Source organism: Microbacterium sp. SGAir0570 (assembly GCF_005491085.2).
Lineage (GTDB): Bacteria > Actinomycetota > Actinomycetes > Actinomycetales > Microbacteriaceae > Microbacterium > Microbacterium arborescens.
Genome location: NZ_CP027929.1, coordinates 1,938,956 through 1,952,904 on the forward strand (window position 1 = coordinate 1,938,956; position 13,949 = coordinate 1,952,904).

General features: G+C 71.0%; 12 protein-coding genes and 1 pseudogene. 3 read left to right on the forward strand and 10 right to left on the reverse strand.

From position 1 onward, the window contains the following. Positions 1–2 precede the first annotated feature (2 nt). The 10 genes and pseudogenes from C1N74_RS09260 to C1N74_RS09305 all read right to left on the reverse strand — a co-directional run bounded on the left by C1N74_RS09260 (position 3) and on the right by C1N74_RS09305 (position 8,158). Positions 3–1,268 (reverse strand): S8 family serine peptidase, encoded by a 1,266-nt coding sequence (locus C1N74_RS09260; RefSeq protein ID WP_258317903.1) that lies wholly within the window; start codon positions 1,266–1,268, stop codon positions 3–5. Then, positions 1,265–1,735: a DUF501 domain-containing protein gene (locus tag C1N74_RS09265; RefSeq protein ID WP_103841932.1), complete on the reverse strand. Its 471-nt coding sequence runs from the start codon at positions 1,733–1,735 to the stop codon at positions 1,265–1,267. The genes C1N74_RS09260 and C1N74_RS09265 overlap by 4 nt, the downstream gene beginning before the upstream one ends. A gap of 104 nt (positions 1,736–1,839) precedes the next feature. Continuing rightward, positions 1,840–2,310, reverse strand: coding sequence for a septum formation initiator family protein (locus C1N74_RS09270; protein ID WP_258317904.1), 471 nt, complete (start codon positions 2,308–2,310; stop codon positions 1,840–1,842). Positions 2,311–2,341: 31 nt separating this feature from the next. After that, positions 2,342–3,622, reverse strand: a complete 1,281-nt coding sequence (eno, locus tag C1N74_RS09275; RefSeq protein WP_023950384.1) for a phosphopyruvate hydratase — start codon at positions 3,620–3,622, stop codon at positions 2,342–2,344. 98 nt (positions 3,623–3,720) lie between these two features. Beyond that, positions 3,721–4,398, reverse strand: a complete 678-nt coding sequence (locus C1N74_RS09280; RefSeq protein WP_084670435.1) for an O-methyltransferase — start codon at positions 4,396–4,398, stop codon at positions 3,721–3,723. Positions 4,399–4,494: 96 nt separating this feature from the next. Continuing rightward, positions 4,495–5,238: pseudogene (locus tag C1N74_RS09285) on the reverse strand (SGNH/GDSL hydrolase family protein); the annotation flags it as partial. 75 nt (positions 5,239–5,313) lie between these two features. Continuing rightward, entirely contained in the window at positions 5,314–5,901 is a 588-nt protein-coding gene (locus tag C1N74_RS09290) for a hypothetical protein (protein WP_258317905.1), read from the reverse strand. Continuing rightward, positions 5,898–6,149 carry a hypothetical protein gene (locus tag C1N74_RS09295; protein ID WP_071918021.1) on the reverse strand — a complete coding sequence of 84 codons (252 nt, stop codon included), beginning with the start codon at positions 6,147–6,149 and terminating at the stop codon, positions 5,898–5,900. Before C1N74_RS09295 ends, C1N74_RS09290 begins: the two co-directional genes overlap by 4 nt. Positions 6,150–6,210: 61 nt before the next feature. Then, on the reverse strand, positions 6,211–7,467 hold the full coding sequence (gene hisS, locus C1N74_RS09300; RefSeq protein ID WP_219994768.1) for a histidine--tRNA ligase: 1,257 nt from the start codon (positions 7,465–7,467) through the stop codon (positions 6,211–6,213). 31 nt (positions 7,468–7,498) lie between these two features. After that, complete coding sequence (locus C1N74_RS09305; protein WP_240482637.1) at positions 7,499–8,158, reverse strand: MazG family protein; 660 nt, start codon at positions 8,156–8,158, stop codon at positions 7,499–7,501. 116 nt (positions 8,159–8,274) lie between these two features. On the opposite strand from C1N74_RS09305, the gene C1N74_RS09310 reads away from it, so the two are divergent. The 3 genes from C1N74_RS09310 to C1N74_RS09320 all read left to right on the forward strand — a co-directional run bounded on the left by C1N74_RS09310 (position 8,275) and on the right by C1N74_RS09320 (position 13,944). Beyond that, entirely contained in the window at positions 8,275–10,947 is a 2,673-nt protein-coding gene (locus tag C1N74_RS09310) for a phosphoenolpyruvate carboxylase (RefSeq protein WP_137750398.1), read from the forward strand. A gap of 128 nt (positions 10,948–11,075) precedes the next feature. After that, entirely contained in the window at positions 11,076–12,431 is a 1,356-nt protein-coding gene (gene gdhA / locus C1N74_RS09315) for an NADP-specific glutamate dehydrogenase (RefSeq protein WP_023950373.1), read from the forward strand. 121 nt (positions 12,432–12,552) lie between these two features. After that, positions 12,553–13,944, forward strand: coding sequence for a basic amino acid/polyamine antiporter (locus C1N74_RS09320; RefSeq protein WP_137751005.1), 1,392 nt, complete (start codon positions 12,553–12,555; stop codon positions 13,942–13,944). Positions 13,945–13,949 lie beyond the last annotated feature (5 nt).

Genomic DNA, 13,949 nt, shown 5'->3' on the forward strand with positions numbered 1-13,949 from the left:
GGCTAGCGCGACGCGCGGGCCGATCGGATGCGCCGGACAGCAGCAGTGACGCCGAGCGCCACCAGTATAGCGGCCATGGTCGCACCCACGAGCGGGACGGTCCCGTACAGCAGCGTATTCATGCTCGGCAGCAGCGGCGAACCGGCTTCAGACGGAGGGTCCGCGGCAGGGAGCTCCGGAAGCGCGATCGGCGAGGTCGTGGGCTGCGGTGCGGGCGCCTGCTCCGCCCGGCGGTAGATGCGCACCCATTCCGCGAGATCGCCCATCGGGTTCTCCGACACGGCCGGAACGGCGGCGGTCACCGCGGCCGCGGCATCCAGCAGCCCGTATCCGTAGAGCGGGTCGGGCTTCGCCGAGACGCCGGGCACCGCGCGGGCCGTCTTGATGATGCGGTTGATGACGTTGTTCGAGTCGAGCCCGGGGTGCGCCGAGCGCACCAGCGCCGCGACGCCCGCGACGATCGGGGCTGCCCCGCTGGTTCCGTCCCACACCACGATCCGGCCGTCGGCGGACACCCCGAGCAGGCCCTCGCTCGGCGCCGAGATGCCGATCGTGATGCCCTGCGTCGACGCCTCCTGGCTCGCGACTCCGCCGCGGTCGACACCGCCGACGGTGAGAACACCCGGGATCGTCGCCGGCGCCCCGACGCGGTCGGTGCCGGTCCCCCGGTTGCCGGCGGCGACGACGACCACGACGTCGTGGTCGTACGCGTACTGGAATGCCGTGTCCCACGACGGGTCCCATTCGAGCAGGTTCGTCGTGAAGGAGAGGTTGATGACGTCGGCGCCCTGGTCGACGGCCCACGTCATGGCGTCGGCGACCTGCGTGGCGAACGGGATGTCGGAGGCGCCGCCGAATCCGATCGACAGCGAGAGCAGCTTCGCTTCGGGTGCCACCCCGATCATCCCGGCGTCGGGACCCGTGCCGCGGGATGCCGCCAGCGAGGCGACCCAGCTGCCGTGGTCGCGGTCGTCGCCTCCCACCGGAGTGCGGCCGTCGGCGCTGCCCGAGCCCGAGAAGTCCGCTCCCGCGCTGACCGCCCCCTCGAATTCGGCCGGCCCACGTCCGATGCCGGTATCGATGACCGCGATCGTCGTACCCGCACCGCGTGTGGTCTGCCACGCCGTGCGGATGCCGTAGTCGTCGAGCCAGTACTCCGCCTGGCGCGCCGGGTCGGTCGGAGGCGCCACCGCCCCCGCCGTCGCCGCGGTGACGACGAGCACGCCGACGACCGTCGCGCGCAGGAATCGCCCGACGCGCCGGGTCACGCGGCCACCCGGGGGTTCGCGCAGCTGCACCGCTCGGGCGACCACGTGGATCGCTCGAGCGCGAGGTCGCCGATGGGGTTGACCCCGGGCCCTGCCGCGAGGGCGTGGGCGGCGACGGCGTGCAGGCACTTGACGCGCGTCGGCATGCCCCCGGCCGAGATGCCAGCGATCTCTTCGACCTCCCCGTACGCGGCGCGGTCGGCGAGGTACTGCTCGTGGGCGCGTCGATAGGCCGCGGCGATGTCGGAATCGTCGGCCAGCAGGTCGGAGAGCTCCCGCATGACATGGGTCGCCTCGAGCGCCGACATCGCGGCGGTGGCACCGGGGTGGGTGAGGTAGTAGAACGTCGGGAACGGCGTGCCGTCGGGCAGCCGCGGCTCGGTCGACACGACCGTCGGATTGCCGCACACGCACCGCGCCGCGATCCCCACCACGCCGCGCATCGGGCGTCCCAGCTGCTCGCGCATGACCTCGAGGTCGGCGTCGGTCGCGGGCGTCAGAGCGGGAGCAGTCACCCTGACAGGCTACCGTCCGCCGCCGGCTGACTCCTGGGGCGGCACGGCACCGGTGCTCACGGGGCGGTGGCGGCCGTACGCGCGGATCCGCTGGTCACGACCGAGCGCACGAACTGCGACATCCAGTCGGTGCGGGTACGTTCGACGTCGCTCGAGACTGCCGCCGGATCATCGGGCACCGCGGATGCCGGGAGATCGTCGTCGATGAGGTAGACGACTTCGCCGGGACGAACGTAATAGAGCCGCTCGCGCGCCTGCGTCATGATGAACGCCGGATCGCGCCACTGCTCGCGCTCGGCGTAGAGAGCGTCGACCTCGTCCTGACCGACGCGCACCGATTCCTCCAGCGCGGCGATCTGCGCGCGCTGGTCGAGGTACGTGCTGACCGACGGGACCAGCACGCAGGCCGCGAGAACGACGAGCCCGAGCATGATGAAGGCGAAGCCCGACACCCGGATGCCGCCCATCCACTCGCGGACGTCGACACGCCGCCGGGAACGAGAAGAGGGAGCCGTCGTCTTGACCACGGCTCCCCCTCTCGTCACGTTTCAGCGCTGATCAGCCCTGGAATCGCGGGAACGCAGCGCGGCCGATGAACTCCGCGGCGTCACCCAGCTCCTCCTCGATGCGCAGAAGCTGATTGTACTTCGCCACACGCTCCGAGCGCGCGGGCGCGCCGCTCTTGATCTGACCGGCGTTGACCGCCACCGACAGGTCGGCGATGGTCGTGTCCTCGGTCTCACCCGAGCGGTGCGACAGCATCGTGGTGTAGCCGGCGCGGTGCGCGACCGCGATCGCGTCGAGCGTCTCGGACAGCGTGCCGATCTGGTTGACCTTCACCAGGAGCGAGTTGGCGGCCTTGCGGCGGATGCCGTCGGCCAGACGCGCCGGGTTGGTGACGAACAGGTCGTCGCCGACCAGCTGCACCTTGTCGCCGAGCTTCTCGGTGAGGGCGGTCCAGTTGTCCCAGTCGTCCTCGGCGAGGGCGTCCTCGATCGTGACGATCGGGAAGTCGTTGACGAGCTGCACGTAGTAGTCCGTCAGCTGCTCGGCGTTCCAGTCCTTGTTGTCGAGGCGGTAGACGCCGTCGTTGAAGAACTCCGTCGCCGCAACGTCGAGACCCAGGGCGATCTCGGAGCCGGGCTTGAAACCGGCCTTCTCGATCGCCTTGACGAGGAACTCGAGGCCCTCGCGGTTGCTGGGCAGGTCGGGCGCGAAACCGCCTTCGTCGCCGAGGCCGGTGGCGTAGCCGGCGGCCTTCAGCTCGCCCTTGAGGACGTGGTAGACCTCGGTGCCCCAGCGCAGCGACTCGCTGAAGGTCTCTGCGCCGATCGGCGCGAGGAAGAACTCCTGCATGTCGATGCCGTTGTCGGCGTGCTCGCCACCGTTGATGACGTTGAACAGCGGGACGGGCAGGACGTGCGCGTTCGGTCCGCCGAGGTAGCGGAACAGCGGCAGGTCTGCCGAGTCGGCCGCGGCCTTCGCAACGGCGAGCGAGACGCCGAGGATGGCGTTCGCGCCCGTGCGCGACTTGTTCTCGGTGCCGTCGGTCTCGATGAGGATCTCGTCGATGATGCGCTGCTCGCTCGCGTCGACGCCCTCGATGGCGGGGCCGAGCTCGTCGATGACGGCCGTGACGGCCTTGAGCACGCCCTTGCCGCCGTAGCGGCTCTTGTCGCCGTCGCGGAGCTCGTACGCCTCGAACGCGCCGGTGGATGCGCCGGAGGGGACGGCCGCACGCTGGACGATGCCGTCGTCGAGGAGCACCTCCACTTCAACGGTCGGGTTGCCACGCGAATCCAGAATCTCGCGTGCGCCTACAGCCTCGATCAGTGCCACAGGGGTACTCCTTGCTTGTGGAGGGTGAGTCGTGGAGCGTCGTCGGTCCACTCTGAGTCTAGTGATGACCGGGGCCGCCGCCACCGGGCCTGCCGGGACTATGACGCGGGGTCGACCCGCAGCGCGATCGCGACGCCGTCCCAGCCCTTGAGATCGAGGGTCTGCAGCGCGGTCGCGTCGAAACGCGGATCACGGGCGAGCATCTCGAGTCCTCGCCGGGTGCCCGCCACCTGCTCGTCCTCCGTCGCGGGATCGCTGACACGTCCCGCGCGCACGACGTTGTCGACGACGACGATCGCACCGGGGCGGGTCAATCGCGCCGCGTGATCGAGGTAGATCGTGTTGGACTCCTTGTCGGCGTCGATGAAGACCAGGTCGAACTCCTCGTCGACGTCCGGGAGCACGTCGGCGCCTCGACCGACCCGCACCTCGACGCGGTCGTCGACCCCGGCCCGCGCGATGCTGGTGCGGGCGACCTCGGCGTTGCGCGGCTCCGCCTCGATCGTCAGCAGCCGCCCGTCCCCCGGCAGGGCGCGGGCCATCGCGATGGTGGAGAACCCGCCGAGCGTGCCGATCTCGAGAACCCGCCGTACGCCACCGATCCGGATGAGCAGCTGCAGGAGCTTGGCGCTGAGCGGCGAGACCTCGATCGCGGGGAGTCCCGCCGCACGCTGGTCCGCAAGAGCGGCATCCAGATCCGGATCGGGTGTCACGAGGGTGGCCGTCAGGTACGCGTCGGTGCGTCTCCAGCTATCGGGAGTGGGGTCGGTCGTCATGCTCTCAGCCAACCGCACGACGTCCGCGCGCGCCAGCATCCGCGCCGCCGTCGCGTCGTCGAGGGCCGCGAACACGGCCGGGAGCAGCGCGTCGGCGGTGCGCCGGTAACCGAGGGCGCTGGGGTGGAACCGGTCCAGGGAGAACATCTCGTCCGGGCGGTCGACGAACACCGGCCCCACGGCGCGTCGGAGTGAGACGACCCGTGCACCGGCTGCCCGCGCCGCCGTCTCCTGCGCGTCGGCGAGCGCCCGCGACGCCCGCGATGCGAAGCTCCGCAGCGGCTGCGGAACCGGACGGAGGGCGCCGAGGTCGGGGCAGGTGCCGACGACGACGGCGCATCCTCGGGAGCGGAGCGCCTCGACCGCGTCGGCGAGGCTGCGGGCGGCGTCGCCGGGCGGGATCCGGTGCGTCACATCGTTGCCTCCGACGACGATGACGGCGACGTCTGCGGCGGCATCGTCGCCGAGCGCTGCGATCTGGTCCGGCAGCGTCGCCGACTCCGCGCCCACGACGGCGCCCGTGCGAAGCCGCACGGGGCGGCGCGCCCGCTTCGCCAGTCCCCGGGCGAGCCGTCCGCCGAGGGTGTCCTTCCGACGCTCCGCCCCGAGCCCCGCGGCGAGCGAATCGCCGAGCATCACCAGACGCACCGGCTCGCCGGCGTAGGAGCGGCGCCACAGCCGGTCCGCGTCGAGTGCGAGCTCGCCCAGGGGCTTGCCGATCCGCTCCCGCGCGAGCGCGGCCTGCCGGGTGAGGACGACGCGCGAGGTGAGCGCGACGGCCCCGGCCGAGAGAACGGCACCGCCGACGGCAGCGGCGATGCGCACCGCGGGTGTGGTCATGGTGCCAGCACAACACCGCCGGGTGAACGAACGCGGAAGACCGTCCGACGCTCACGCGAACGGGCCCGCGGAGGGTCAGTCGGCGACGGGTGGGATGCCGAGATCCCGCACCAGGTAGATCCAGGGGAACGCCCGGCAGCCGACCTCCCAGCCGTCCTGACGCTCCCGATCCAGCGAGACCCGCCACAGGATGCGGCGATGCTCCCATTGGGTGTCGGTGCGTCGCATCCGGTGCGCGAGCATCCCGGCTCCCACGGTCCGCCACCCCTGCCGCCCCGCTGCCTCGAGTTCGGGCAGCTCATCGAACGCGGTGACGGGTCCGAGCCATCGCTCCTCCGCCGACTCCTCCCCCGCCGACGGATCAGCTCCGAAGCGTTGCTGCGCAGCCTGACGCGACATCCCGAGCTCCGCACCGATGCGCGACCAGCTGGCTCCGCCGGCGCGCGCCGCCACGACCGACCGATGCAGAAGTGTGCGCGCCGCCCGCTCGGCCGCGGCGCTGGCGGCGATGAGCTGCACGTGCCCCTCGGCGTCTATTCCCTCCGCTTCCTGCACCCCTGCGGCATCGAGGACGATGCGACCGATGTCGTCGCCGATGCTGTCGATGCCAGCTGGAGCGGTGCTGGCACCGCCGACGGGAGCGCTGACGCGGTGAGGGCTCACACCGACCCGGTCTCGCGAGCGGGAAGCCACGTCGGAGCCGACAGAGCGCGGCTCATCCCCGTGACGAGGCCCGAGAGGTAGGCGGCGAGCACGATCGACCCGACCCCTGTGCCCAGCACGAAGCCACCCCAGAAGCCCGAGAAGTCGAACCCGATGGCCAGGATCGCGAGGACGGATCCCGCGATGGCGGCCACGGCCGCCGCCCATCGGAACCGGATGATCTGCCGACGTGAGGTGCGCTCTTCCATGCGTCAACACTAGGTTGACACACGGGAAACGTCAACCTCCCGTTGACGAGGAGTATCATCGTCAGTCGATGGAGCGCGGCTCGGCCGAGCGGACATCCTCTCCCGCGCGCAACGTGACGAACGAGGCGTAGCCGTCGGCGGCCGCGCGCTCCAGCAGCGCCTTGAGGTTCTTCGGGCGCTGCTCGAGCCGCACCCGGGAGCCGGTCTCGACCAGGTGCGACTTCGCGGCGAGGAGCTCGGGAAGCGGCACGTCACGATCGTGGACGAGCACGATGCCGGTGCGATCATCGCCGGCGGACGCGCCGAGCAGGTCGACGAGCCGTTCGAATCCCAGCGAGAAGCCCACGGCCGGCACGTCCGAGCCGAGGAACCGGCCGATCATGCCGTCGTAGCGACCGCCCCCGCCGAGTGAGTACGACACCGACGGGTGCGCGAGCTCGAAGATCGTGCCGGTGTAGTAGCCCATGCCGCGCACGAGGAACGGGTCGAAGACCAGCGGCACCTCGGCCGAGCCGCCGCGCGCCGCGCGCACGGCCTCACCGATGCCGACGAGGTGGGCGATGACGTCGTCGCCCACGCCCTCGGGCAGTCGCGAGCGGATGCCGTCGGAGTCGAACCCCGCGGCATCCGCCTGCGGACGTCGAAGGAACGCCTCGAATGCATCAGCGGCGGCCGGTGTCGCGCCGCGCTCGCGCAGCTCGGCGACGACGCCGTCGGTGCCGAGCTTGTCGAGCTTGTCGATCGTGATGAGCACGCCCGGGCGCTCGGGCTCGGCGAAACCGAACGTCGCGAGCATCTCGTCGAGCACGCGCCGGTCGTTGACGCGGACCGAGGCTCCGGCCAGTCCGAGCGCGTCGAGTGCGTCGAGGCTCGCCGCCATCAACTCAGCCTCCGCGCGCGGGGTCGCGTCGCCGATGATGTCGATGTCGCACTGCACGAACTGCCGGTAACGGCCCTTCTGCGGCCGCTCCGCGCGCCACACCGGCGCGATCTGGATCGCACGGAACACCGTCGGCAGCTCCGCACGGTGCGAGGCGTAGAAGCGGGCGAGCGGCACCGTCAGGTCGTAGCGGAGCCCCAGGTCCGTCAGCGCGGCCGGGTCGTCGGCCGCGGCGCGGATGCCGTCGGCGTCGAGTCCGCGCGCGAGGACGTTGTAGGCGAGCTTCTCGTTGTCGCCGCCGATGCCGGCGTGGAGACGTCCGTACTCCTCCATGACCGGCGTCTCGATCTCGTCGAAGCCGTGCGCGCGATAGCGCTCGCGGACGACGGCGAGAACGCGCTCGCGGCGGGCTTTGTCGGCGGGAAGGAAGTCGCGCATGCCGCGCGGCGGGTTCACGGTGGGCACCGTCCTATCCTTCCAGGTCGGCGGCGGAGTCACCGGCGCCCTCGGCCGCGCGGATGTCGGCGTCGAGGATGCGCAGCCGTTCGCGAAGCGCGCGTTCGGCATCCCATCCCTGGGCGCGGGCGTGCGCGACGAGGCCGAGCAACGCCTCGCCGAGCTCGGCCTCGTCGGCGGGCGGCTCCGCGGGGAGCGGCGGCGCCGCCGACAGGACAGGAGCCGATTTGGCGAGCATCTTCTGCGCGAGAGCGAGCGTCGGCATGTGGACGGACACGCCGTCGAGCACGCTCGTGCGGGTTCGCTTCTCGGCCGCCTTCGCCGCGTTCCACAGCACGAGCACCTGCTCCGGCGTCTCCGCCGTCTCGTCGCCGAAGACATGCGGATGCCGCCGCACCATCTTCTCGGTGAGGCCCCGGGCGACGTCGTCGATGTCGAAGGGGTCGGATGCAGAGCGCGACGCGATCTCGGCATGGAACAGCACCTGCCAGAGGAGGTCGCCCAGCTCCTCGCGAAGATCCGCAGCGGTACCGGCCTCGACGGCATCGACGACCTCCGCCGACTCCTCGATCAGGTACGGGACGAGGTCGCGATGGGAGATCTGCGCCGTCCACACGCATCGGTCGCGGACGGCGCGCATCGTGTCGGCGGCAGCGCGCAGCGGATCGGACATCGGGCTCCTTCGGACGGGGAGTCCCAGGGTAGTCCGGCGTAACACAGCGGGGCCGAGCGGCATGTGTGTGACGACCGTGTCAATCAGACCCCGCGGGTGCCAGTAATTTGGGACGCATGCGCGAGCTGACCCGAACCGAAGCGATCGATCTCGTCGGCCGATACGAGGCCGAGCAGGAGATTCCCGAGGCGATGCGCTCCGACGTGCGCATGCTCGGTTCGATGCTGGGACAGGTGCTGCGAGAGAGCGGCTCCCCCGGTCTCTTCGACGACGTCGAACGGCTGCGGGGCGCCACCATCCAGGCCTACACCGACGACTCCCCGGAGGCGTTCGAACGGGCTGCCGCGATCGCCGAATCGTTCAGCGTCGACCGCGCCGACGAGGTCGCGCGCGCGTTCACGGTCTACTTCCACCTCGTCAACCTCGCTGAGGAGCACCAGCGCGTCCGGCTCCTGCGCGAGCGCGCCGGCGTCTCCGACCAGGACAGCGCGAGCGACTCGATCCCCGCCGCCTACGCCCAGCTCTCGAGCGAGGTCGGCGAGGACGAGGCCGCTCGGCGTCTGCGCGAGCTGCGTTTCCACCCCGTCTTCACCGCTCACCCGACCGAGGCGCGGCGGCGCGCGGTGTCGCAGAGCATCAGACGACTGGTGACCCTGCTCGAGACGCTCGAGAACTCTGCTGCCGGAGGCGCCGAGCACCGCCGCGCACGTCGGCGCATGCTCGAGGAGATCGACACCCTGTGGCGCACTTCGCCGCTGCGCGCGGAGAAGCCGACGCCGACCGACGAGGTGCGGGCCGTCATGGCGGTGTTCGACGACACGCTGTACACGACGATCCCCCTGGTATACCGCCGCCTCGACGACGCGCTGCAGGGCGAGGTCGCCGGCAGCCGGCCCCCGGTCGTGGCGCCGTTCGTTCGCCTCGGCACGTGGGTCGGAGGCGACCGCGACGGCAACCCCTTCGTCACCGCTTCGGTCACGAAGAAGGCGGCGGGCATCGCCGCCGAGCACGTCCTGCTCGGACTCGAGCGCAGCACCGAGCGGGTCGGCCGCGGGCTGACGATGTCGGGAGAGACCACCCCGCCGAGCAGCGCACTGCGGGCTCTCTGGGATCGCCTGGCGGCATCCGACGACGAAGGCGCGGCCGACGCCGTGAAGCGTGCACCCGGCGAGCACCACAAGCGCGTCATGATGCTGCTCACACGGCGCATCCGCGCAACCCGGGCGCGCAACGCTGATCTCGCCTACAGCGACCCCGAGGAGTTCCTCGCCGACCTGCGCGTCGTGCAGAGCTCGCTCGACGAGGCCGGGGCCAAGCGTCAGGCGTTCGGTGCGCTGCAACAGCTGATCTGGGCCGTCGAGACCTTCGGCTTCCACCTCGCCGAGCTCGAGGTCCGCCAGCACTCCGCCGTCCACGCCAAGGTGCTCGCCGAGTGCGAGGCCGGCGGCGAGCTGAGCGATCTCGCGGTCGAGGTGCTGGAGGTCTTCCGCACCATCTCGCAGGTGCAGAAGCGCTTCGGTCCGCGAGCGGCCGGCCGATACATCGTGTCGTTCACGCAGTCGGCGGACGACCTCGCGAACGTGCACGCCCTCGCGCGCCACGCCGTCGGCCCCGACGGCACGCCCCCCGTGCTCGACGTCATCCCCCTGTTCGAGACCTTCGCCGATCTGCAGGCGGCGCCCGGGATCCTCGCGGAGATCGTCGACCACCCGGCGTTCGCCGCCCGCCTGGACGCGACCGGCCGGCGGCTGGAGGTCATGCTCGGCTACTCCGACTCGTCGAAGGACGTCGGACCCGTCGCGGCCAACCTCGCTCTCTATGAGGCCCAGGCACGCATCGCGGCCTGGGCGCAGGAGCAGCAGATCGAACTGACCCTGTTCCACGGGCGCGGCGGCGCGCTCGGCCGCGGCGGCGGCCCCGCGAACTCTGCGATCCTCGCGCAGCCCCCGCACTCCGTCGACGGCCGGTTCAAGCTCACCGAGCAGGGCGAGGTCATCTTCGCCCGCTACGGCGACCCCGACATCGCCCTGCGCCACATCGACCAGGTCGCCGCGGCGATCCTGCTGGCGTCGGCGCCATCGATCGAAGAGCGCAACAGCCGCGCCGCGGAGCGGTACGCCGACGTCGCGGCGACGATGGATGCCGCCTCGCGCGAGCGCTTCTTCTCGCTCGTGAAGGCACCGGGCTTCGCCCCGTGGTTCGCCGCCGTCACGCCGATGGAGGAGATCGGACTCCTCGCCCTGGGCTCGCGCCCGGCGCGCCGGGGGCTGTCCGTCGAGTCGCTCGAAGACCTCCGCGCGATCCCGTGGGTCTTCGCCTGGACGCAGGCGCGCATCAACCTCGCGGGCTGGTTCGGCCTCGGGACCGCGCTCGAGGCGGTCGGCGACGAAGCCCTGCTGCGCGAGGCGTACGAGCAGTGGCCGCTCCTGCGGACGGTCATCGACAACGTGGCGATGAGCCTCGCGAAGGCCGACCCGCGCATGGCGCGTCGTCACCTCGCGCTGGCCGACCGCGACGACCTCGCGCAGCTCGTCGTCGACGAGATGCTGCTCACCCGCGACTGGGTCGTGCGCATCGCCGGCGGTGACGGTCTGCTCGCCAACAAGCCCGTGCTCCAGCGCGCGGTGAAGATGCGCAGCCCCTACGTGGATGCCCTGTCGCTGCTGCAGCTGCGCGCGCTGCGGGTGCTCCGCTCCACCGAACATGACGCACCGACCCCGCCCGAGTGGCAGCGCCTGCTGCTGCTCACCGTCAACGGCGTAGCGGCGGGTCTGCAGAACACCGGATGACGCGTCGGTCGGTGATCGCGGTCACCGACCGACGCTCGTCATCGTCCCGATCGTCATATGGCCGGGCAGGCGCCGCTGCGCCCGCTAGCGTGAATCGGGTCCCGCCCGCTCGGCCAGAAAGCTCCACCATGACCGAACACGCTCCCCTGCCCTCATCCGTCCAGTCGGTGTTCGCCACCGTCCTGCAGCGCAATCCGCACGAGCCCGAGTTCCAACAGGCCGTCCACGAGGTGCTCGAGGCGATCGCACCGGTCGTCGAGGCGCAGCCCGAGCTCGCGCGCGACGGCATCCTCGAGCGGCTGGTCGAGCCCGAGCGGCAGATCATGTTCCGCGTGCCGTGGCTCGACGACGCCGGCACCGTCCGGGTCAACCGCGGCTACCGTGTGCAGTTCTCCTCGGTGCTCGGCCCGTACAAGGGCGGACTGCGGTTCCACCCGACGGTGAACCTGTCGATCGTGAAGTTCCTCGGCTTCGAGCAGATCTTCAAGAACGCGCTCACCGGTCAGGGGATCGGCGGCGCCAAGGGCGGCAGCGACTTCGACCCGCACGGCCGGTCGGATGCCGAGATCATGCGCTTCTGCCAGTCGTTCATGAACGAGCTGTACCGCCATCTCGGTGAGCACACCGACGTTCCCGCCGGCGACATCGGCGTCGGTGCGCGCGAGATCGGCTACCTCTTCGGGCAGTACCGCAAGATCACGAACCGTCACGAGTCGGGCATGTTCACCGGCAAGGGGGTACAGTGGGGCGGCGCCGAGGTCCGCACCGAGGCGACGGGCTACGGCGCGGTCTTCTTCGCGCAGGAGATGCTCGCCGTCGAGGGCGACTCGCTCGACGGCAAGCGCGTCGCCGTATCGGGTTCGGGCAACGTGGCGACATACGCCATCGAGAAGGCGTACCAGCTCGGTGCGACGCCGGTCACGGCATCCGACTCGTCCGGCACGATCGTCGACGAAGACGGGATCGACCTCGCCATACTCAAACAGGTCAAGGAGATCGACCGCCGCCGCATCTCGGCGTACCTGGATCACCGGCCTGGCGCGACGTTCGTCGAGGGTGGCCGTCCGTGGCGCACCGCGGTCGACGTCGCCATTCCGTCCGCGACGCAGAACGAGCTCGACGGCGACGACGCGCGCGCTCTCGTCGACGGCGGCGTACGCGTCGTGGTCGAAGGTGCCAACATGCCCTCGACTCCAGAGGCGGTCGACGCGTTCCGCGCCGCCGGGGTGCTGTTCGGCCCCGGCAAGGCGGCGAACGCGGGTGGCGTCGCGACCTCCGCGCTCGAGATGAGCCAGAACGCGTCGCGCCAGCGCTGGGGCTTCGCCGACAGCGAGAACAAGCTGCGCGAGATCATGAAGAACGTCCACGACGCGGCCTTCGCCGCCTCCGAGCGCTACGGACGTCCGGGCGACTACGTCGTCGGGGCGAACGCGGCCGGTTTCGAGCGCGTCGCGCGCGCGATGCTCGCGCAGGGAGTCATCTGACGCCGGCCGGGAGCCGGGTGGAGCGCGAGCCGGGTTAGGCTTTCACCCCGTGCCTTCCGATCCCTCCTCCCCCACGGGATCTGGTGTCACGCGTCCGGGAACCCGACCCGCGACCGTGTCGATGCTCACCCTCTCGACGTTCGTCATCGGCTCGATGGTGGGCGCGGGGGTCTTCTCCCTTCCCGCCGGCTTCGCCGCCGAGACCGGTGTCGCCGGGACGCTCGTCGCGTGGGCGGTCGCGGGAGGCGGGATGCTCGCCCTCGCCTTCGCGTTCCAGCTGCTCGCCAACCGCAGGCCGGACCTCGACGCGGGCGTCTACAGCTACGCACGCGCCGGTTTCGGGAGGTACCTCGGATACTTCTCCGCGTTCGGATATTGGGCCAGCGCGTGCGCGGGCAACGTCTTCTACTGGGTGTTCATCACTTCGACCCTGGGCGCGGTGTTCCCGGCGCTCGGAGCCGGCGACACCGTCGCTGCCGTCGCCGTGTCGTCGGCGGGGCTCTGGCTGTTCTTCATCCTCATCCGGCGGGGCGTCCGCTCCGCGGCCGCGGTGAACCGCGTCGTCAGCATCGCCAAGACGCTCCCGATCGTGGTGTTCGTCGTGCTCTGCGCGACGGTCTTCGATCCCGCGGTGTTCGCCGCCAACTGGGCGGGCCCGTCGGGAGCGCCGCTGTGGGACCAGATCCGCGCCACGATGCTCGTCACCGTCTTCGTCTTCATCGGCCTCGAGGGGGCGAGCGTCAACTCTCGTCACGCCCGCTCGCGCCGTGACGTGGGGCGCGCGACACTCCTCGGCTTCCTCAGCGTGCTCGCGGTCTTCGCCTCGGTGACCATCGTCTCGTTCGGCGTGCTGCCGCGCGAACAGATCGCCTCGCTCCCCGAGCCGTCGCTGGGCGGAGTCCTGGAGACGATCGTGGGCCCGGCCGGTGCAGTGTTCATCGGTGTCTCGCTCATCGTGGCGGTGCTCGGCGCGTACCTCTCGTGGACGCTCATGGCCGCCGAGGTGCTGCTCGAGGCCTCGCGGTCCGGAGACTTGCCGCGGTTCCTCTCGCGCACCAACGCCCAGGACACCCCGGTGGGTGCGCTCATGCTGTCGACGACGCTCGTGCAGGTGCTGCTGGTCGTCGTCCTGTTCGCCGAGAACGCCTTCTCGGTGGCGCTCGATCTGACGAGCGCGCTCGTGCTGATCCCCTTCGTCCTCTCGGCCGGTTACGCCCTCAAGCTCACTCTCACCGGCGAGACGTACGGCCCGGGCGACCGCGCACGGTCACGCGACCTGATCGTCGCCGTCATCGCGACCGGTTACACCCTCTTCCTCCTGATCGCGGCCGGCGCGCACTACCTTCTGCTGTCGCTGTTGATCATCGTGCCCGGGACCACGCTGTTCGCCGTGGCGCGCAGGAAGGCGGGTGCGCGTGTCTTCACGACAGTGGAGTGGCTGGTGTTCGCCGCCGCCGTCCTGGGCGCGGTGAGCGCCGTCGTGCTGCTGGCAACGGGCCAGATCAGCATCTGACCCGC